Source organism: Flexithrix dorotheae DSM 6795 (assembly GCF_000379765.1).
Classification (GTDB): domain Bacteria; phylum Bacteroidota; class Bacteroidia; order Cytophagales; family Flammeovirgaceae; genus Flexithrix; species Flexithrix dorotheae.
On sequence record NZ_KB903431.1, the window covers coordinates 118952 to 139002 of the forward strand.

The window sequence follows — 20051 nt, forward strand, 5'->3', positions numbered from 1 at the left end:
CTTTGACAAAAAATTAATTTCTCATCAAAACATTGTAAAAATATGAAATTGAATGTAATCCGACAAATCTGGCTTATGTCGAAATATGCAATATATGGAATGTTAATTCAGGGCTTGTGTTATAGCTTCATTTTAGCCAAAAGCGGGCATACACAACCTGTGAGTATTGAGGATGTATATCTTTCTATAAAAATGGAAGATGTGACCTTAAAGCAAGCGCTTTCTGAAATTGAACGTAAAAGCGATTTTTACTTCTCTTTTCATGAAGTTACCCTTGAAGATAAACGTATAACAATCAATAAACGCAGAGAATCTCTTGCTAATTTACTAAGGGAAATTTCCAGCGAAACCAACCTGAAGTTTAAGCGAGTAAATGATAATATTCACATTAGTGAAAAGGAGGGAGATCCACTGGCTAGGGTGGAAGAAGTGCTGAATCCAGTTCAAAGAGAAGTTTCCGGAAAAGTGACCTCAGCCGAAGATGGAGAGCCACTTCCCGGGGTAAATATCCTGGTGAAAGGGACTATGAATGGTACTGTAACTGATTTTGATGGAAATTTTAAAGTAAATGTAGAGGCAGAAGAAGACATCCTTGTTTTTTCTTATATCGGCTTTATTTCCAAAGAAGTTCCTGTGGCCAACCAATCTAATATGGATGTGGCACTTGAACTGGATGTGACCTCACTTTCTGAGGTGGTTGTGGTCGGTTATGGCCAACAAGAAAAAAAGGATGTGACGGGTGTGATTGAAGAAGTAAATTCAGAAAGTTTTAATAATGGTGCGATTGTAAATCCTGATCAGTTAATTGCCGGAAAGGTAGCTGGTGTTCAAATTATATCCAACTCAGGTGAGCCAGGAGGTCAGACTTCCATCAGAATCAGGGGTGGAACTTCCCTTTCAGCAAGTAACGAACCATTGTACGTAATTGATGGCGTTCCGGTAGATAACTCTCCCCATAATCCTGGTGGTTTTCAAAGCGGAAGAAACCCGCTAAATTTTATCAACCCCAATGATATTGAAAGTTTTACAGTGCTGAAAGATGCTTCTGCTGCTGCTATCTACGGTTCAAGAGCTGCAAATGGGGTAATCATTATTACAACCAAAAAAGGAAATAGAGGAGGCAAAGGAAGCATTTCTTATGATGGCTGGATGTCAGTGGCAAATCCAATAAAAATGGTGGATGTTTTGAGTGCAGATGAATTCAGAAGTGTTTTAACAGAAAGAGCTCCAGACAGGGTAGATATTCTTGGAAATTCAAATACAGACTGGCAGGATCAGATTTACCAAAATGGATTTGGTCAGAATCACGCAGTTAGTTTTTCGGGCGGTGGAGAAAATACTGGTTTCAGAGCATCTATCGGGCATTTGGATCAGGATGGAATTGTAAAAACCTCTAATACAAAACGGACAAGTCTTGGTATCAATTACAATCAAAGGCTTTTTGATGACAAATTGAAAATTGATGCTAATGTGAAGGTTTCTGATACTAAAGACAGGTTTGCCCCGAATGGCATAATTGGAGGCGCAGTAAGAATGGATCCAACGCAGTCAATTTACGATGCAAATAGTGAGTGGGGTGGATATTTTGAATATGAAAATGATTTGGGAAATAAAAACCCTGTGGCAGAACTAAACCTTACTGAGGATTACGGAAAAACATTCAGAAGTTTGGGTAATGTGCAATTCGATTACGAATTACCATATATTGATGGATTGAATGCCAAGTTGAATTTGGGATATGATATTACTTCCGGGGAAAGAAAAAGATTCCTTCCAAGTAACTTAAGGTCTCAATACACTGACAATGGAGAGATCAGGAGGGCTAATTTTAGAAAAGAAAGCACGTTATTGGATTTCTTCCTGGATTATAACAAAAGACTGGATGGAATCAATAGTAACCTTAGTGCTACTGCAGGTTATTCTTACCAGGACTTTTCCAATGAATTTCCGGAATTCAGAGCATGGGATCTGAGCTCAAACCTTTTAGGCTTCAACAGTGCGGCTCCTGCTTCCAACAACTCTTCTGCAATCAATATTTTGGAAAACAGATTGATTTCCTTCTGGGGTAGAGTGAATTACGGATATAAAGATAAATACCTTTTAACCTTAACTTTAAGAAGAGACGGATCTTCCAGATTTGGTGAAACCAACAAATGGGGTACTTTCCCTTCAGCAGCTTTCGCCTGGAGAATTTTTGATGAAAATTTTATGGAAGGAATTGCATCCGGTTCATTCCTGTCTGATTTGAAATTTAGAGTAGGATGGGGAGTGACTGGTAATCAGGAGATTGGTGATTATAAATTCCTGCCAACTTATACTTATGGTGATAACCTGGCGCAATACCAGTTTGGCGACCAATTCTATACCACTGTGCGGCCAAATGGTTACGATCCTAATCTGAAGTGGGAAGAAACTGAGTCTTTAAATATAGGATTAGATTATGAATTGATAGATGGCAAATTATACGGTTCTATTGAATACTATCAGAAAAATACAAGTGATTTGCTTTCCAACATTACTGTACCTGCAGGTTCTAATCTTACCAATATTATCCTGACCAACATTGGTTCATTGGAAAATAAAGGGGTAGAATTTACCATCAATAGCGTGGTGATTTCCAAGCCTGATGTTACCTGGAATTTAGGTTTTAATATTTCTACCAATAAAAATAAAATCACCAAACTGACCAATTTTGAAGATCCTGATTTTAAAGGATATCCAACAGGTGGAATTTCTGGTGGTGTAGGAAATAATATTCAAATCAACAGGGTGGGGGAACCTATTAATTCTTTCTATGTATTCAAACACAAGAGAGATGCCAACGGTAATCCACTTTTAGATGGTGTGGATCATAATGAAGATGGGGAAATTAACCTTGCTGATATTTATGAAGATACCAATGGAGATGAGCAGGTGAACGATTTGGATAAGGTAACTTATAAAAATCCTGCAGCTGATGTGAGCTATGGCTTAACTTCTCAGTTGAATGTGAAAAACTTCGATTTTAGTTTTACCTTGAGGGGAAATGTAGGCAACTATGTTTATAATAATGTGGCTTCTAACGGTGCTTATTACAACCGGATTATTACTGAAATTACCCCTTCTAATCTGGTAAGTTCGATTAATGAAACCAACTTTACTTCCCCACAGTATTTTTCTGATGTTTATATTGAAAATGCTTCATTCCTGAGAATGGACAACATGACTTTAGGATATTCTTTCAACCAACTTCAGAATATGAAATTGAGATTGTATGGAACTATCCAAAACTTGTTTGTAATCACTGATTACACTGGTCTTGATCCTGAGATTGGAAATATTAGTGGCAATACTGGTACACCTAGATTTGGTATTGATGATAATGCTTATCCAAGAGCGAGAACCTTTATGTTAGGTTTAAGTCTTGGCTTTTAAGAATGAAGTTTTATTCAGAATTAATTAACTGCATTAAACGGTTGAGTAGAATTAAATATCTTTAATTAGTACTTCAACTATAAGGTAAGGAAATGAAAGTTCCCATATTAAATAGTAGTGATACTTAAAATTGAAAAAATCATGAGTAAAATATATAAAATCTTTTTATTTGGATTAATTGTGGCTGTAGGAGTTTCCTGCACCGATTTGGAGCTTGAACCCCAAAGTTCAACCACAAATGCCATCGTATTTGATGACCCATCTTCATATAAATCATTTCTGGCGAGAGTTTATGCCGGATTGGCGGTTACCGGACAACAGGGGCCTGCCGGAGATGGTGATATTCAGGGAATTGATGAAGGTTTTTCCAGCTATTGGAGACAATACTGGGGAGCCCAAGTACTTTCCACAGATGAAGCCGTAATTGGATGGGGTGATGAAGGTTTACCTGATTTTCACAATCACAGCTGGACTGCCGCAAATCAGTTTGTAACTGCTCTTTACAACAGAATATTTTTCCAGATTGGAATGGCGAATGAGTTCTTAAGAGAAACAACTGAAGGCAAATTGGCTGAAAGAGGAACAAATGACCAGTTGAAAGCTGAAATTAATCGATACAGAGCGGAAGCCAGGTTTTTAAGGGCTTTTAGTTACTGGCATGCGATTGATTTGTTTGGAGATGTTCCGTTTTTTACTGAGGAGGATGCCTTGGGTATAAATGCTCCTGACCAGGCTACAAGAACTGAAGTTTTTAATTTCATTGAATCAGAATTAAAGGCCATAGAAACTGCTTTAAGCACTCCCGGACAAGGGGAGTATGGTAGAGCAGACCAGGCTGCAGCCTGGGCCTTATTAGCCAAAATTTATTTAAATGCCGGAGTTTATACCGGAACTGACAGAAATACAGATTGTGTCACATATTGCAACAAAATAATAGCTGCTGGTTATGCCCTTGATGAAAATTATCAATTGACCCACGGGGCTGATAACCATACTTCTGATGAAATTATTTTCTCCATTAATTTTGACGGAGCTAATACCAGAACCTGGGGAGGAATGACTTTTATTACCCATGCTGCTGTAGGTGGAGACATGGATCCTGCCGCTTATGGAATTGATGGTGGCTGGTGGGGCTTGAGAACCACAAGTAGTATTGTTGATTTATTCCCTGATATTACAGGAGAAATGGATTCAAGGGCTATTTTCTATACAGAAGGACATACTAAGGAAATTGAAAATATCTTTAACTTCTTCGATGGTTATGCTGCCCCTAAATTCACAAATATTGCCTCTGATGGATCACCTGGTTCCAATGCTACTTTTCCAGATACCGATTTCCCTGTTTTCAGACTTTCGGATGTGTATTTAATTTATGCTGAAGCGGTATTGAGAGGTGGAACTGGTGGAGACAGAGCAACTGCTCTTGGCTTAATCAATATGTTAAAGGAAAGAGCTTATGGTGATAATACAGGAAATATTACCGATGCACAATTAACTCTGGATTTTATTAAGGATGAAAGAGCCAGAGAATTGTATTGGGAAGCTCACAGAAGAACTGATTTGATCAGATTTGGAGAGTTTACCGATAATGGAATCTGGCCCTGGAAAGGCGGTGTGCAAGAGGGGAAAGAAACAGAGAGTTTCAGAAACCTTTATCCAATACCTTCTTCGGAATTATTGGCCAACACCAAATTAAAACAAAACGAGGGCTATTAATCAATAGCTAATTATTCAAACTACAACAACGTAAACGCAGGGCCTAAGCCCTGCGTTTTTTGAATCTATTTGTTGAATTTCATTCTGGAGGTTATGAAGCACTCTTGCTTTTTAACGGGAAAAATAGAGTGCCCTATCAGGGTTTCGTAACAAAAAAACTGGTGTTTTTGACCTCATACTTAATATACAAAAGGGAAGAATTATTTTCCCTATCCTCCTCCGACTTCTAAATCTTAAATTTTACAATAATGAAATTGACCAAACTACTCATTCCAATATTTTCTGCCATACTTATATTTTCAATTAACATTTTGGCTTTGGGGCAGAATAAAATTGACAGGCTTGAACCGGCTTTCTGGTGGGCTGGTATGGTAAACCCCAACCTTCAACTGATGGTGTATGGGGAAAATATAAGTGATTTAAATCCGAAAATTGAATACCCCGGTGTCAGGATAGAAAAGGTGGTGAAAGTGGAAAATCCAAACTACCTCTTTATTGATTTGAAACTGGACAATAATGTAAAACCTGGTAACTTTGATATTGCCTTTCAGCAAAAGGGCAAAACCAAAACCAGTTTCAATTATCAGCTTTTAGAGAGAGAACCTGGAGCATCCCAAAGAAAAGGGTTTGATCCTTCGGATGTAATTTACCTGATTACTCCAGACCGATTTGCCAATGGCAACCCGGATAATGATGAATTGGACAATTTGAAGGAAAAGAAAAACAGGGCTGAAAAATTTGGCAGGCATGGAGGTGATATAGCGGGAATCTCCAAAAACCTTGATTATATCAAGGGACTGGGCTTTTCGGCTATCTGGCTAAATCCTATTTTGGAAAATGACCAGGTTGATTATTCTTATCATGGATATTCTACTACCGATTTTTACAAAGTGGACGAAAGATTTGGGTCTAATGAATCCTACCAAAAACTGGCGAAGGAGGCCAGCCAAAAAGGAGTAAAGCTGATTATGGATATGATTTTGAATCATTGTGGATCGGAACACTGGTGGATGAAAGATTTACCCTCTTCAGACTGGATTAATTTCCCCGATGAATATGTTCAAACCAATCACAGAAGAACCGTAATTCAGGACCCTCATGCTGCTGAAATAGATAAAAAAATCATGTCAGATGGTTGGTTTGTGAAAACGATGCCTGATCTCAATCAGAAAAATGACTTAATGGCTACTTATTTAATTCAAAACACCATCTGGTGGACGGAATACTTAGGGTTAGCCGGAATAAGAATGGATACATATCCTTATCCCGATAAAGATTTTATGTCGGAATGGACTTGTAAAATGATGGAAGAGTTTCCAAATTTTAACATTGTGGGAGAAGAGTGGAGTGAAAACCCTGCCATTGTGGCCCACTGGCAAAGGGGAAAGGTAAATGCAAATGGTTATTCTTCTTGTTTGCCTAGCGTAATGGACTTTCCATTGCAGGCTGCCTTAAGAAGAAGTTTAATAAGTGAGCATAACGGATTTGTGGAGTTATACGAAATGCTGGCCAATGACTTTGTGTATGCAGAGCCGGAAAATCTGGTGGTCTTTCCTGATAATCATGACATGGATCGGTTTTATGCACAGGTAGGTGAAGATGTGGATTTGCTTAAGTTGGGTTTAACTTATATGCTTACCACAAGAGGAATTCCCCAAATTTATTATGGTACAGAGATTCTTATGAGTAATCCCGGAGATGGAGATCATGGTATTATCCGAAGTGATTTCCCCGGAGGCTGGGAAGGTGATGAGATCAATGGGTTTACCGGAAAAGGTTTAACTGAAGCACAAAAAGAAATGCAGGAATGGCTCAAAAAAGTAATTACCTGGAGAAATGGTCAGGAGGTAATTCATAATGGAAAACTTTTACACTTTGCTCCACAGGATGATGTTTATGTGTATTTTCGGTACTCCGGTGACAAAAAAGTGATGATAGTACTGAATAAAAGTGTGGAGGAAAAAACACTTCAATTGGAACGATTTGGAGAAATTATTGGAAAAAGTACAGGTGGTTCAGAACTATTTGCGGGGAAGGCAGTTTCATTGGAGAACACTTTGGTAATACCTGCAAAAGCGCCATTGATAATTGAGTTAAATTAATGAAAATGGCCGGGTACTACATTAAAGTCGTTAATAGTTAAATGGTACCGGGATCTTGGCTGGACTTTCCAGCTAGGATCCTTTTTTGCTTCTAGGAATGATTATTTTTTAATTAAAATGTGCGTTGCTAATCATGATTTGATGTTTAAGCATCAGTGCTCCAAACCGGGTACTCCACACTAGGAACTATTATTTTCGAGAAAAAGCAGTCTCTCTATCAGTCTTTTATGGCAAAATAATTCACGGTTAATTTTGAATGACTACTTAAAAACTCCATTTAAACCTGCCAAAAAGAAAGGTCCCGCCAGGGCCATATTGGGATTCTTCAGTGCCCTTAAATATTTGTCCTGTGAGGAGGAAATAGAAATTTTCCGTAATAGAAATATCTACATTAGGACCGAAAAAAAAGGAATTGTCATTGGGGCTGTACATGGTGGCTGCTCCTGCAGTGATTAGGGGAGTAATGGGATAGGAGGCTTGTGTAAGCCAGTTGATTCTGGTGAAGGATAATGTTCTAACACTCAATGGCTGGAATAGTGAAATCTGGCCTGGAGCTCCGGTAGCTCCATCGGAATTGTAAATAGCCTCGGTTTGGATAAAAAGGGAGTTTTTGAAGGTATAATCTAAAGACATAGAGGCAACCATGGTCCAGAATTCCTGACTGTAATTTTGGTAGGGTCTTAAGAAAGTGAATTCCCCTTTAAACCCTGCTGTTTTGATCTGACCGGACCACCCCAAACCCAGTGCCACATCCTGAGCAACCCTTCCCCCGAGAAACTGGAAATCATAACCTCCTTTATTGATTTTTAACATGCCCACCGCTTTGGTAGCTTCTGCGCTGTCTCCTAGGGCATAGGCAAATTCTACAGAGGAAGTTGCTCCGGTATAATATCTAATCAAAGCAGCATCAGAACCCGGACGTTCTTCATAATCGAAATCGAAAAAATCATAGGCATTGAATACATCATTCGGATTCCAGACATAAGTTTGCCCCCAGTTAATTCTTTGCCGTCCAACTCTTACCTGCCAATTGCCCTGACTCCAGTCCAGATAAACCCTGTCCACAATGGTATGGATAAAGAAGGATTCCTGCTCCACCCAATTAAATGACAAATCCATATATCCATAATCTCTTGCAATAATATCGGCATATCCGGGAATGGTTTTTACGGTTTCCCCATAGAATATACGATTCCTGAATTCCGCCACAGCAGTTAAACTATTGCTGGCATACCATTTAAAATTCATTCTGTTGTGTATGATATTATTGGTGAGCCATTCCCCATTAATATTTTCATAAGAAACCGTTTGGAGGTATTTCAAATAGCCATTCATTACCCAGTTGCTTGGCTTTTCTTCTTTTGGTTCTTCTTCTTGAGAAAAGGAGGGAAAATGGACCAATACTGTCAATAGCAATAAAGTGACATTTATGGCAAATGTTTTTCGCATTTAAAGGTAGTTTTTAGTTTAAGGATTCATTAGGAATCACAGCGAGAATTTTTAATGGATTTTGTTTGCCTCTCAACTGGATATTGCCCATCAGTTCAGTTTTGTAATGGTTAAAGCCCATTATCTCTTTCTGTAGATGTTCTGAGATGAGGATGTTATGGTGGAATTCATTACATCTTTCCTGAATTCTGGCTGCCGTGTTCAGTACATCGCCATGATAGGCAATTTCCCGTTTAATTTCCCCCACTTCGGCTACTGTCACTTCGCCCATTTCTATTCCAGCTTTAAAGACCGGAAATACCCCAAATTTTGAAAAATATACCGACCTTCTGGAGGCGAGTTTCTTTTCATATTCAAAAAATAGTTTAATGAAATTCAGGTTTTTTAATCCATTTTCCATGCTCCAGGTCAGGACGACTTCATCCCCCACATACTGGTAAATTTCTGCATTGTATTTTATCACAATATCGGTAATGTCATGAAAGCAATATTGCAACAATTTGGAGTACTGAAAATGCCCTAATTGCTCCGCAATTGTAGTAGAACCTTTCAGGTCCAGAAACATAAATAATCTTGACTCTTTTTTGGGAGTATGGTATTTCCCTGTTACAAAATTCCAAAGATTCCCAGGGCCGAACTTCTTGTTGATTAATACAAGGAAATTGATGATAAAAATGAAAAATACGAAGTAAATGGTAATGGAAAGGTAAATCCTGATGTCTAAATTTTCGATCGTTAAGGTGAATATTTCTTCGGGCAAAATGCCTAATAAAGTATAAGCAGTAAAAAAAATAATGTAGACAATGATCAGGGAGACAAGGTATAAAAGAGATTTAATCAGAATGATAAAGGAGAAAGATTTTTTTCTAATAAAAGTCTGTTCCGAAAGTGTATTGATTAGTGCGAAAAAGAAACCGAAAATAAGGCCAAAAATTGAAGGTTCCAGATAAACCATCCAGCTATTATCATAAGGTTGGAGCGCCTGCCAGTCCACAAGACTATCTAATCCCCAAATGACCACAACTGAGTAAAGGTTCATGATAAACATCCAGGCTAACATGATAAATATCCAATCCTGAAGTATCAGTTTTTGTTTTGCATTCATAACCCGATTGAGATAAAGTAGTTAGGCAATTGCGGTATTGATTTTATCTTTTACAATAGCGCCATCATCAATGGTAATCACTCGCCTTGCCTTGTCAATGACCCTTTGGTCGTGAGTCGCAAAAATGAAGGTAATATTAGATTCTTTATTCATTTTTTTCATGATATCCAGTAGATCATTAGTAGATTTTGAATCGAGATTGGCAGTGGGTTCATCTGCAAGAATAAACTTGGGTTTTGGAGCCAAAGCCCTGGCTACAGCTACTCTTTGTTGCTGTCCACCAGATAGTTTGGAAGGTCGGTTATGCATTCTTTCTCCCAGGCCGACTTCTTTTAGCAATTCCATGGCTCTTTTTTCATATTCGCTTTTTGATCTGTTTTGTAATTGCATGATGAACTCTACATTTTCCTTGGCAGTCAGTACCGGAAGAAGGCTGTAATCCTGAAAAACAAAACCAATATTATGTAAGCGGAAATCTATGAGTTGTTTTGAGGAAAGAGATTGCAGATCGGTCTGGTTAATGAGGATTTTTCCTTCTGAAGGAAGGTCCAAGCCTCCAAGCATATTGAGCAGGGTAGTTTTTCCAGAGCCTGAAGGGCCTACAATTGCGGTGAATTCCCCTTCCTCAATTTCCAGGTTAACTTTATTAAGGGCATAAACCGGGATAGTATCGGGGTTGTATATTTTGGAAACATTATTTAGCTGAATGATACTCATTATTGATATACTTTAATTTTTTAAAGATTTTGCCTTAGCCATGAATGGCTTCTATTGGTTTTAGTTTTAAAGCTTTAATAGCCGGGTAAATGGAGGAAAATAATGCTGTAAAAAATACCATCAAGATCAGTTGAAGGTAAAATGCTCCTGAAAGCTGTGGGTAAATAATCTGGCCTACTCCATAAGCCGCCAGTCCTTCCCCTACCACAGAAAGATTTATGCCCTGATTACCGAGCCAGATAATAAGGCTTGCACTGATAATTATCCCGATAAAACCTCCGATGAGGGCAAGGAAAATCGTCTCGAAAACGATCATCAGAAAAATCTTCATTTTATTCATCCCTACAGCCATTAATACTCCAATTTCCTTTACCCTTTCGAAAATTGCCATGAGCATGGTATTGAGAATTCCAAAAGCCAGCGCAAATAGAATGATTCCCAAAAATAGGAAATTCATTTGCCCGGTCATATCAGAAATATAAGCCAGTTCCGGCTGAACTTCTTTCCAGCTTTCTATTTGTAAATCTTCGGATAGGTTGCTTTTTAAGTCGGCAATGACCGGAGTTACTTCTTCCGGGTCATTTACTTTTATGGCAATTTCATGGTTGACACCTTCCATTAAAGTGAGTCTTTGTAAATCTTCCTGACGTACAAAAGCGGTGGCTTCATCGAACATGCTGGAACTGGTTTTGAAAATGCCTACTACTCTGAATCCGGCATCTACTGCATTGCCATCGGTATCCAGTAAACTCAAAATGATTTTGGATTTTACCCTCACCTTCAGTTTATCAGCGGTTTTCTGGCTAATCAGAATGGGATTCCTTTTGATGCCTTCAAAGTATGCCCCATCCACAACAGATTCCCAAATCGTACTGATTGATTTTTCAGCTTCGGGATTTATGCCCAATAGCTGAACTCCGGCTGAACCGTTGGCCGTCCTGATCATCAATTCTGAAATGGTTCTGGTGGAATAGGCTTTTATTCTGTTATCCATTTCAATGACAGACAGAATGTTATCAGGATTTTTTAGGAAATAATGAATATCATAATCATCCGTAAATCCTTTTTGATGAATCTGAATATGGGCCGTCTGGGTATCGATGGCAGTTCTCATCTTTTGCTCAGCCAGCCCATTAAATACGCCCACCGAAAGCACTCCACCTGTCAGCCCAATGGCAATGGCCATGATGATTACCAGACTTCTGAGCCGGGTTCTCCAAACATTTCTCCATGATATTGCAGCAATCATTTTTTAATATTTAAAGCATTCATAAATATGGTCAATAGTGACATAGTACAGGCATTTACCTATGTGATTTAATCGCATAAATGGGATTGAGAAACTTAATTTTAAATAAAGGATAAATAATACAAATCCCCACGATCAGGAAAATAGCCAGCCCCTGGGAATAAAAAATAACCGGATCCAGCGAGAATGGGATAATAGGTTCAATTCCCATTTTCAGCATGCCATCTGCGGCATCTCCGGTAAGTTGTATCGTGTATTGCTGCATGATTAATAAAAGGGGAATTCCCGCTCCAAAGGAGATCAGAATGCCAAATATCCCAATTAACAAGGCTTCTATGATCACAATAATCATTAACCGGGATTTGTGCATACCCACAGCCACTAATACTCCAAATTCTTTTAGTCTTTCAATGGTCATCATCATGATGGTACCAAAAATTCCAAATGCAATTACAATGTAAAGAATGCCCAGCATAATTACTCCACCTGCATTATCAGCCAGAATAATTTGTACCAGTTCAGGTTGAATTTCTTCCCAATTCATTACCTCATACTTTTCCCCCAGACCTTGCTTTAAGGTGGCCTGAACCTCAGGGACATATTTGAAATTATCCAGAACTATTATAAAGGCATTCCCCAGTTTTTCCGCTCCGCTATAAGTTTGACAAACCTGCAGAGGCATGTATACCATTCCCTTATCCATTTTAGGATTAGCCAGTTTTACAATTCCTTCTATAGGATATTTCCCCACAGCAGTGCTGCCATGATAGCCCTGGCCTATGAACACAATTGTATCATTTACCCCCAATTTCAGAAAATTACTCAGACCGCTTGATATAATCACACCATTGCTTTCAGAAGTCAGGTATTTTCCTTCAATAATTTTCTCACTCAATCTGGTCATTTTATCCTCTTCCTCAGGATTTATCCCAATAATCATGGAAAATTTGTTGAGCTTCTCTGAAGCAGCCAGTCCGGTTGTTTCCAGTCTTGGAAAAGCATTTTTTACATGGGGAACCGACTCAATTGCATTTTTCAGACTGTCGGATAATTCAATCAGGTCATTGATGGATTTGTCTTCCCAATAGCCTGCTTTATGTACCTGAATATATCCGGAATAGGATTCCACACTATCGATAATCATTTTGGAATACGAACCCAATTGCATGGAGCGCATGAAAAGGGCAAGCAGGACAGCAAAAAAAATAGAAGATACAGTGATGATAGTTCTCCTCTTATTCCTCCATATATTTCTCCAGGCAAGTTTTAACAGGGTTTTCATATTTGATTGAGGGTTAATATTCTTGGGTTATCTTACCTTTTTCATATTTTGCAGGGAGAAAAAACTTTCAGCGATTGGTTGATTGTATTCAATTTTCTGATAGGTAATAATCGTCTGGTTTCCCGGTTTGTCTTCTGGTTGCATGACCAATTTTGTAGGGATTTCACGATCACCCATTTGCTTTACCCCACTGGAAGTCATAGTGTTAATTAGAAATTCATCTTCATCATAAAATTCAGATTTCATCTGAAAATATTCTTCTTTGCTAATCCACATGTAAATCTTTCCCCAAACCACCGGGGCATCAGGCTTAGGTACCAGTTTTATTTTATGACATTCATAACCATTAATGGTTTCACTTCCTTCAAAAGAATGATCATAATCCACTACAATGGAAGATTGTTTCATCAAATCATCATTCGTGAAATCTGAGCCCATCCAGGACTGGTTCATCATGGAGGGCGAAACTTTTATGCTTCTTTCAATCGCAGGCATCCAGTTCCACAAATCTTTCATTCTTTTAAGGGAAACAGTTCCTTTATCTTTAGCCGGAGCAGTAACTAAAACCAGACTGTAGTCTTCTCCTTTTAGCCAGCTTTTGAGTGACATGGACCTTTTCCAGTCAGGTCTGACAATGGTCATGGTCATTTCCGCAAATTGCGTATCACCTCTAAATTTCTGATCTGCTTTATTTACAATTTCTTTGGCTGTTTCCTGTCCGAAGCCTATAAGGGAATTACAGATAAGGAAAAATAGCAAAAACGGGATTTTCATTTTTATTTGGTGTCTGATTGATTTCCTAATATTTTTTCTATTATAAATTCAGTTATTTCATCTATTGGATAATCATCCATCACAAAAAGATAATGGAGCCCTATGCCATCAAATAATGCTGCAATGGCAATAGCCTCCATTTTTGGATTTTTCTTACCTAATTTACTAAATAACCCTTCCATGAGTATTATGGATTGTTGAGTAAGGGGTTTAAGAATATCCTCAATAATTTTATTATCATGCATCTGAGTGATAAGAGAAGAAAATAGCTGCCAGTATAATTTTTGTTCCTTCATGGCTTTCACAGTAACCCTGATCATTTGTTCTAGTTGTTCCCTGGGGTTTTCGGCTTTAAAAGCCTCCAAAAACAAGCTTTGTAATTCATTTGTACCCTTTTGGATAATGGCTACAAGCAATTCCTCCTTGCTTTTAAAATAATGATATAATATGCCCTTGGCTACCCCTGCTTCATTAGTGATTTGGCTAATAGAAGTACTATGAAATCCTTTTTTAGAAAATAATTGCAATGCCGTATCCATTAGCAACTCTTTGCTTTTTTCCCGCATGGAGGCAAACTGTTCTTCTGTTCTTGGAGACATTTAAGCTATTTTAATAATTTATTACTGACCGGTCAGTCAAATATAAAATTTGTTTTTTTAGGATGCAACTTTTTTTCTTCAGTATCTATTTTATGGATAAGTTTGATTCTTTGAAAGATTGGATTACTTTAGCCTGACAATAAGGCCACATCCCAAAAAGAACAGTTGCTACAAAAGCTAAACTTGTGATTATTTGCTACGCAGGCTCAATAAAGGGCAAAGTTTGTATCAGGCAAAAAAGCATAGTGATTAATAATTCCACTTTTTACCAATAACTAATTTTTTTTCAACTAAAGGTTTAAGCTCTATGAGCCTAAAAAAAATATGGCATTATCTTTCAATAGCCGTTTCAGGAAGTGAGAAAAATTTCACATCTGGAAGCATAAACAGAGCTATTTTTATGTTGTCCATTCCCATGATTCTGGAAATGGTAATGGAATCCCTTTTTGCAATAGTAGATGTTTTTTTTGTAGCTAAAATAGGGGTGAATGCAGTGGCAACCGTAGGTTTGACTGAATCAGTCCTTATGCTCCTTTATTCCATAAGTATCGGATTAAGTATGGCTACCACAGCCGTAGTGGCGAGAAGAGTGGGGGAGGGCAAACCTGCCCTGGCAGCTAATGCAGCTTTTCAGTCACTTTTTATTGCTACTATTTTGTCTGTTGTAATTGGAATTACCGGAGTGATTTTTTCAGCTGATATTTTACGTCTGATGGGTGGAAGTGAAGAATTGGTGGAGGAAGGCGTGGGTTACACCCGCATTATGTTTGGTGGAAATTTTACCATACTTTTCCTGTTTCTGATTAACGCTATTTTCCGGGGAGCCGGGGATGCTTCATTGGCCATGCGCACCCTGATTTTGAGCAACGGGCTCAATCTGATTCTCGATCCCTGTCTGATATTGGGACTTGGCCCTTTTCCCGAGCTGGGTTTGGAAGGAGCTGCAATTGCGACCAATATTGGTAGAGGTTGCGGGGTGCTCTTTCAGTTTTATTTTTTAATCAGCAGAAAGGCCGTTATCAAAATTGGGTGGGAAAATGTAGTGATAAAATGGGAAGTCATCAAAAAGATCATTTCAATAGGTTTGGGAGGTATTGGTCAGTTTATTATCGGGTCAGCCAGCTGGATTTTCATGGTCCGGATAATTTCTCAGTTTGGAAGTGAGGCTGTAGCAGGTTATACCATTGCCTTCAGAATAATTATCTTTACTATTCTGCCCTCCTTTGGAGTGGCAAATGCTGCCGCCACATTAGTAGGGCAAAACCTGGGAGCCAAAATGCCAGACAGGGCGGAGAAATCAGTCTGGTTGTCCGCTTTTTATAATATGCTATTTTTGTTGTTGGTGTCTATTATCTTTTATACCTGGGCCAGGGAATTTGTCATGATTTTTTCTACAGAGCCGGAAGTGATTAGGCATGGCGTAGCCAGTTTGAAAATTATTTGCCTTGGTTATGTGTTTTTTGCCTACGGAATGGTGATCAGCCAGGCTTTTAATGGGGCAGGAGATACCTCTACACCTACAATTATCAATTTTATCTGTTATTGGGTAATTCAGATTCCTTTGGCTTATTTTTTAGCGATAAATTTCCATTTAGGATCATCTGGAGTGTATATTGCAATTTCTGCATCACTTTCAATACTGGCAGTAATTTGTATTTCCATATTTAAAAAGGGAAAATGGAAAACAGTTTCTGTTTAGTAGAAGATCTGTTTTTGAAAATAAACTAAACTTCAATGACTTCGAACCCGGTATTCGTTTTAGGTATTTTATGCCTGATTATTATCATTTCAGAGTGGCTAACCAAAAAAGCATACTTCAGGCATTTTGGTACAGCACTAATGGTGATTTTATTTGGGGCGACTTTTTCTAATCTGGGGGTAATTCCCTCTGCATCTAATTCTATTCCCCTGTATAGTGGAATCTTTAAATATCTTGCCCCGCTTTCCATTTTCTATCTCCTTTTGGAAGTAAACCTCAAAAGCCTGAAAAATGCAGGTTTACCCATGCTATTTATGTTTTTTGTGGGAGTAGTGGGCACGGTAACCGGAGTTTTAATTGGAATGCAGGTGGTTTCAGGACAGGAAGTTTTTGGAGAAAACTTTCGGCCCCTTGCTGGCATGTTTACCGGAACTTACATCGGTGGAAGTGTAAATTTTAATGCTTTGGCATTGCACTATAAAATTGCTGAAAAAGGAAATGTATTTGCCGGAGCCGTGGCGGTGGACAATATCATTACTTCTGTTTGGATGATTGCCTGTATTGCTATTCCCAAGGTTTTACAACGGTTTGTGCCCAGGAATAAGATGATCGAAACGGAGCCTGAAAAGGAAAGTGGAATAGATATGGAGAATTATGATAACCAGATGATCAATTCTAAAAACCTCGCTATTTTATTAGTATTAGGCTTATTTACTATTTTGGTTTCCGATTTTCTGGTGGAGTGGATAAATGGCCTGGCCGGTATAAAATTACCTTCCATTTTAATACTGACTACCATTGCTCTTATCATGGCTCAAATTCCTTTTGTCCATCATTTGCCAGGAAGCAGGTTATTAGGACTTTTCAGTGTATATCTTTTTCTGGTAGTAATCGGAGCTTACTGTGAATTTGCCGCTTTAAGCCAAATCGGAGTATTGGCCCTTAACTTATTAATATTTACTTTAATTCTTGTAAGTATTCACGGGTTGCTGATTTTTGGGATTGCCTGGCTGGCAAAGATGGATTGGGAGTTGGCAGCTATTGCTTCTCAGGCAAATATTGGGGGAAGTTCCACAGCCTTGGCCTTATCAAAAGGGCTGAATAGAAATGATTTATTCCTGCCCTCCATTTTAGTTGGGGCTTTGGGAAATGGTGTAGGAACCTATCTGGGGTTTTTAATTGCCGCTACTTTGTGAAATTTGAGTTGAACTTTCTGTTTCAAATTTTTGAGGAATTTCAATTTTTGATTCCTGTTTTAAGTTGTTTTTTGCAAATAAATTAACAAGCACAACAAAGAATACAAAAAGCGCAAAAAATACATACCGCTTCATAACCAAAAGGATTAATGAAAGAAAAATATAAGTTAAAGCAGTAGAAGTTTTATCATATAATGAATTAAGATTCCAGAAAAATTGTATTGCAAAAATATATATTTCACCCAATTAAAAAGACTTTTCTTCCTAAAAAATATCCGTAAAGTTCAATTTGAATGCTTCATATAATACACCTGTAAAAACGGATTAGTTTAAAATCTATTCTTAACAATTGTGAATATTTTAATTGAAAATACAATAAAATGGTACTGGAAAAGGAGAAATTTCTGCACAAAAAATTCAGATTTTAATAATTAAGCATCCATTAATGATTCTCTTCTTCTCATTTTCCCGGCAGGAATACCAAACATCATTTTAAATCTTCGGCAAAAATAGGCCGTGTCTTTATAGCCCACTTCCACACCAATATTGCGGATGCTTTTCTTGGAAGTTCGAAGTAAAGTTACAGCCCTTTCCATTCGTTGGTACTCAATGTAATCCTGGGGATTAATCCCGGTTAGCATTTTAAAGTACTGTCCTACATAATCTTCAGATACATTGGCTACGTTGGCAAGGGTTTTATTGGACAAATCTCCAGGAAGATTTTCTTTGATATAATTGAAAATTTCAATTAATCTGGGGTCCTTAAAATAATTGCTGTTAGTGGCCAATTGTTCCAGGAACATTCCTTTACCTAAAATGTGGCGGAAAAGCTCAATTACAAGCTCATCTGTGTAAATGTTGATCAACCTGGATTTACCCGGTGCATCATTTACCATTTCATAATTTATTTTGGACATTAAAGTACCAATTACCGGTTGGCCTTTAATGGAAAATGGAGGGATATCCAGAGAAGGAAAGAAGTTTACAGAATCAAAGGCTTTCACTTCGAAAGTTACGGAAATGAGTGTTGCTTCCGGTTCTTCAGTTAATATGTTATTAGTTGAATTTCTGGATCGAAGAAAATTCTCCTTTTGATTAATAAAATCCTCATTGGAAAGTTTAGTGGCTTCCCCTTTCCCCAAAAGCAGGCTGGTATTTTTACCCCCCGGTATAAATAGAATATCGCCAACATTTAGGTTTTCCTGGTCTTCTCCAAATTTTGCAGTTCCATTCCTGATTAAAATCAGGGTGTTTTGAAAATCGTAAAAATTGGAAATATTTACCGATCTGATAATGTCAAGATAGCTCGATCGTAAAAACTTAGTAGTTAAAGACTCGAGGATTTTATTGTAATCTTCCATGAATTTTAGCGGACTCCAATCTAAAATTAAAATTATTTTAAATCAATAGGATATTGGTAAAATACTATTTTATTCACTAAAAGTAAGGAATTTCTTCAAAAAATTAAAAAATCAATAAGAAATTTAATTTAAAAAATAGATTGCAAAAATTGCACTCAGAGTATATTTGAGTGATTTTGGTGGTTTGGATAATCAGAATTATTCGTCTTCGTCATCGTACAAAAAATTATTGTAAGCGCTTTGAAGCTCTGCCAAGGCGTGTAGTTCCTGCTTTTCCTGACAAATGGCAATCCCTTTTTTATACACTTCTTCTGCCTTTTCCCGATTTCCCAATTCAACAAACAAGTGCGCAGCATGGTAGTAAGTAGCCACATAATCAGGATGCTCATTTAATAATCTGGTAAAATATTTTAATGCTTCCTTTGGTTTTTCGAAAACAAGTTCACTGGCAATGGCATAAATGGTAAAAGGATCATGAGGATCATTTTCCAGAAATTCATACAGTTTTTTTAGCCTTTCCTCTTTCATAAAAATTCAGTTTCTTAAATGGATTTTTAAAATTAAGCATAAAAAATCCCATGAAAAATGGAATGGCCATTTCCCATGGGATTTTTTTATATCGGGGGAATATTTTTATTTACTCTCCTTCCTTCTTTCCAGAGGCTAATTTTGCCTTAAGGGCCAATAAAGCATCGGACTGAGTGCTGCTTCCTCCACCATCTCCAAGAAGTGCTTTATCAATTTCGTCATCTACACTAGTGGTCATATCTGCCATTTCTCCGTAAGATTCGGCTAAAGCCTCCTGCTGATCCACTTTTTCCTTCATTCTTTCCAACATACCCAGGGTACTTGAAGAATCGATGCTGGCCAGTTGTTTGTTTAGTTTGGAAGATGCTTCACTTACTTTGGCTCTCGCTTTCAAAGTTTTCAGCTCATTTTCCCAGGTGGAAATCTGCGTTTTAAGTCTTTGAACGTTTTGCTCCATTTTAGCCACATTAACTTCCTGCGTTTGAAGCAGTTTTTGAGTAGTAGTAGCCCTTTGTAAAGCTTGTTCTTTTTTAGTAAGTGCCTGAGAAGCAAGCCTGTCGGCTTCAGCAGCATCAATTTGGCCTGATTCTGCCTTACCAATTAAAAGGATTGCCTTTCCTTCATAATCTTTAGCCTGTGATTTGGCTTCTTCCAATTCCTTTCTGGATCGGATGGTCACTGCCTTTACTTCTGCCAGTGACTTAAGGCTTTCGTCCAAATCTTTTTTTAAATCCCTAATGCCCTGTTCGGTCATTTTTACAGGGTCTTCCAGTTTATCTATTGCTGCATTGGCTTCTGCGGAGGCCACTCCGAATAATCTTTTAAATAATGACATGGTTATTTTTTGATTTTTTATGTTA

15 protein-coding genes are annotated in these 20051 nt (G+C 37.9%); 5 read left to right on the plus strand and 10 right to left on the minus strand.

Translation table 11 applies throughout. From position 1 onward, the window contains the following. Positions 1-42 precede the first annotated feature (42 nt). From A3EM_RS0104365 to A3EM_RS0104375, 3 genes are all read left to right on the plus strand, one after another. Entirely contained in the window at positions 43-3414 is a 3372-nt protein-coding gene (locus tag A3EM_RS0104365; RefSeq protein ID WP_020526953.1) for a SusC/RagA family TonB-linked outer membrane protein, read from the plus strand. Between the two features lie 141 nt (positions 3415-3555). Beyond that, complete coding sequence (locus A3EM_RS0104370; RefSeq protein ID WP_020526954.1) at positions 3556-5130, plus strand: RagB/SusD family nutrient uptake outer membrane protein; 1575 nt, start codon at positions 3556-3558, stop codon at positions 5128-5130. 248 nt (positions 5131-5378) lie between these two features. Then, positions 5379-7232, plus strand: a complete 1854-nt coding sequence (locus A3EM_RS0104375) for a glycoside hydrolase family 13 protein (RefSeq protein ID WP_020526955.1) — start codon at positions 5379-5381, stop codon at positions 7230-7232. Positions 7233-7496: 264 nt separating this feature from the next. On the opposite strand, the gene A3EM_RS41505 is transcribed toward A3EM_RS0104375, so the two are convergent. From A3EM_RS41505 to A3EM_RS45510, 7 genes are read right to left on the minus strand one after another with little or no spacing between them, the layout of a single operon-like run. Beyond that, positions 7497-8681, minus strand: a complete 1185-nt coding sequence (locus A3EM_RS41505; protein ID WP_020526956.1) for a hypothetical protein — start codon at positions 8679-8681, stop codon at positions 7497-7499. Positions 8682-8694: 13 nt separating this feature from the next. Continuing rightward, the gene (locus A3EM_RS41510) at positions 8695-9786 is read right to left on the minus strand and encodes an adenylate/guanylate cyclase domain-containing protein (protein ID WP_020526957.1); all 1092 of its coding nucleotides are present in this window, start codon (positions 9784-9786) and stop codon (positions 8695-8697) included. 21 nt (positions 9787-9807) lie between these two features. Beyond that, positions 9808-10503 carry an ABC transporter ATP-binding protein gene (locus A3EM_RS0104390; protein ID WP_020526958.1) on the minus strand — a complete coding sequence of 232 codons (696 nt, stop codon included), beginning with the start codon at positions 10501-10503 and terminating at the stop codon, positions 9808-9810. Between the two features lie 34 nt (positions 10504-10537). Then, a complete protein-coding gene (locus A3EM_RS0104395) occupies positions 10538-11752 on the minus strand; it encodes an ABC transporter permease (RefSeq protein WP_020526959.1) in 1215 nt (404 codons plus the stop codon). A 55-nt stretch (positions 11753-11807) separates the two neighbouring features. Further along, entirely contained in the window at positions 11808-13034 is a 1227-nt protein-coding gene (locus tag A3EM_RS0104400) for an ABC transporter permease (RefSeq protein WP_020526960.1), read from the minus strand. Between the two features lie 27 nt (positions 13035-13061). Beyond that, entirely contained in the window at positions 13062-13808 is a 747-nt protein-coding gene (locus tag A3EM_RS0104405) for an outer membrane lipoprotein-sorting protein (protein ID WP_020526961.1), read from the minus strand. 2 nt (positions 13809-13810) lie between these two features. Further along, positions 13811-14407 carry a TetR/AcrR family transcriptional regulator gene (locus tag A3EM_RS45510; RefSeq protein WP_020526962.1) on the minus strand — a complete coding sequence of 199 codons (597 nt, stop codon included), beginning with the start codon at positions 14405-14407 and terminating at the stop codon, positions 13811-13813. Positions 14408-14714: 307 nt separating this feature from the next. On the opposite strand from A3EM_RS45510, the gene A3EM_RS0104415 reads away from it, so the two are divergent. Next, positions 14715-16106: an MATE family efflux transporter gene (locus tag A3EM_RS0104415; RefSeq protein ID WP_020526963.1), complete on the plus strand. Its 1392-nt coding sequence runs from the start codon at positions 14715-14717 to the stop codon at positions 16104-16106. A gap of 35 nt (positions 16107-16141) precedes the next feature. Further along, positions 16142-17302, plus strand: a complete 1161-nt coding sequence (locus tag A3EM_RS0104420; RefSeq protein WP_020526964.1) for a DUF819 family protein — start codon at positions 16142-16144, stop codon at positions 17300-17302. A 431-nt stretch (positions 17303-17733) separates the two neighbouring features. On the opposite strand, the gene A3EM_RS0104430 is transcribed toward A3EM_RS0104420, so the two are convergent. From A3EM_RS0104430 to A3EM_RS0104440, 3 genes are all read right to left on the minus strand, one after another. Further along, the gene (locus A3EM_RS0104430; RefSeq protein WP_020526966.1) at positions 17734-18663 is read right to left on the minus strand and encodes a helix-turn-helix domain-containing protein; all 930 of its coding nucleotides are present in this window, start codon (positions 18661-18663) and stop codon (positions 17734-17736) included. A 198-nt stretch (positions 18664-18861) separates the two neighbouring features. Then, the gene (locus A3EM_RS0104435; protein ID WP_020526967.1) at positions 18862-19191 is read right to left on the minus strand and encodes a tetratricopeptide repeat protein; all 330 of its coding nucleotides are present in this window, start codon (positions 19189-19191) and stop codon (positions 18862-18864) included. A gap of 109 nt (positions 19192-19300) precedes the next feature. After that, positions 19301-20026 (minus strand): PspA/IM30 family protein, encoded by a 726-nt coding sequence (locus A3EM_RS0104440; protein ID WP_020526968.1) that lies wholly within the window; start codon positions 20024-20026, stop codon positions 19301-19303. Positions 20027-20051 lie beyond the last annotated feature (25 nt).

Bases quoted from the DNA above. Each gene is read 5' to 3' on its own strand.
- A3EM_RS45510 (WP_020526962.1), bottom strand. From the start codon at position 14,407: ATGTCTCCAAGAACAGAAGAACAGTTTGCCTCCATGCGGGAAAAAAGC.
- A3EM_RS0104430 (WP_020526966.1), bottom strand. From the start codon at position 18,663: ATGGAAGATTACAATAAAATCCTCGAGTCTTTAACTACTAAGTTTTTA.
- A3EM_RS0104390 (WP_020526958.1), bottom strand. From the start codon at position 10,503: ATGAGTATCATTCAGCTAAATAATGTTTCCAAAATATACAACCCCGAT.
- A3EM_RS41510 (WP_020526957.1), bottom strand. From the start codon at position 9,786: ATGAATGCAAAACAAAAACTGATACTTCAGGATTGGATATTTATCATG.
- A3EM_RS0104440 (WP_020526968.1), bottom strand. From the start codon at position 20,026: ATGTCATTATTTAAAAGATTATTCGGAGTGGCCTCCGCAGAAGCCAAT.
- A3EM_RS0104365 (WP_020526953.1), top strand. From the start codon at position 43: ATGAAATTGAATGTAATCCGACAAATCTGGCTTATGTCGAAATATGCA.
- A3EM_RS0104415 (WP_020526963.1), top strand. From the start codon at position 14,715: ATGAGCCTAAAAAAAATATGGCATTATCTTTCAATAGCCGTTTCAGGA.
- A3EM_RS0104375 (WP_020526955.1), top strand. From the start codon at position 5,379: ATGAAATTGACCAAACTACTCATTCCAATATTTTCTGCCATACTTATA.
- A3EM_RS0104405 (WP_020526961.1), bottom strand. From the start codon at position 13,808: ATGAAAATCCCGTTTTTGCTATTTTTCCTTATCTGTAATTCCCTTATA.
- A3EM_RS0104400 (WP_020526960.1), bottom strand. From the start codon at position 13,034: ATGAAAACCCTGTTAAAACTTGCCTGGAGAAATATATGGAGGAATAAG.
- A3EM_RS0104370 (WP_020526954.1), top strand. From the start codon at position 3,556: ATGAGTAAAATATATAAAATCTTTTTATTTGGATTAATTGTGGCTGTA.
- A3EM_RS0104435 (WP_020526967.1), bottom strand. From the start codon at position 19,191: ATGAAAGAGGAAAGGCTAAAAAAACTGTATGAATTTCTGGAAAATGAT.
- A3EM_RS0104420 (WP_020526964.1), top strand. From the start codon at position 16,142: ATGACTTCGAACCCGGTATTCGTTTTAGGTATTTTATGCCTGATTATT.
- A3EM_RS0104395 (WP_020526959.1), bottom strand. From the start codon at position 11,752: ATGATTGCTGCAATATCATGGAGAAATGTTTGGAGAACCCGGCTCAGA.
- A3EM_RS41505 (WP_020526956.1), bottom strand. From the start codon at position 8,681: ATGCGAAAAACATTTGCCATAAATGTCACTTTATTGCTATTGACAGTA.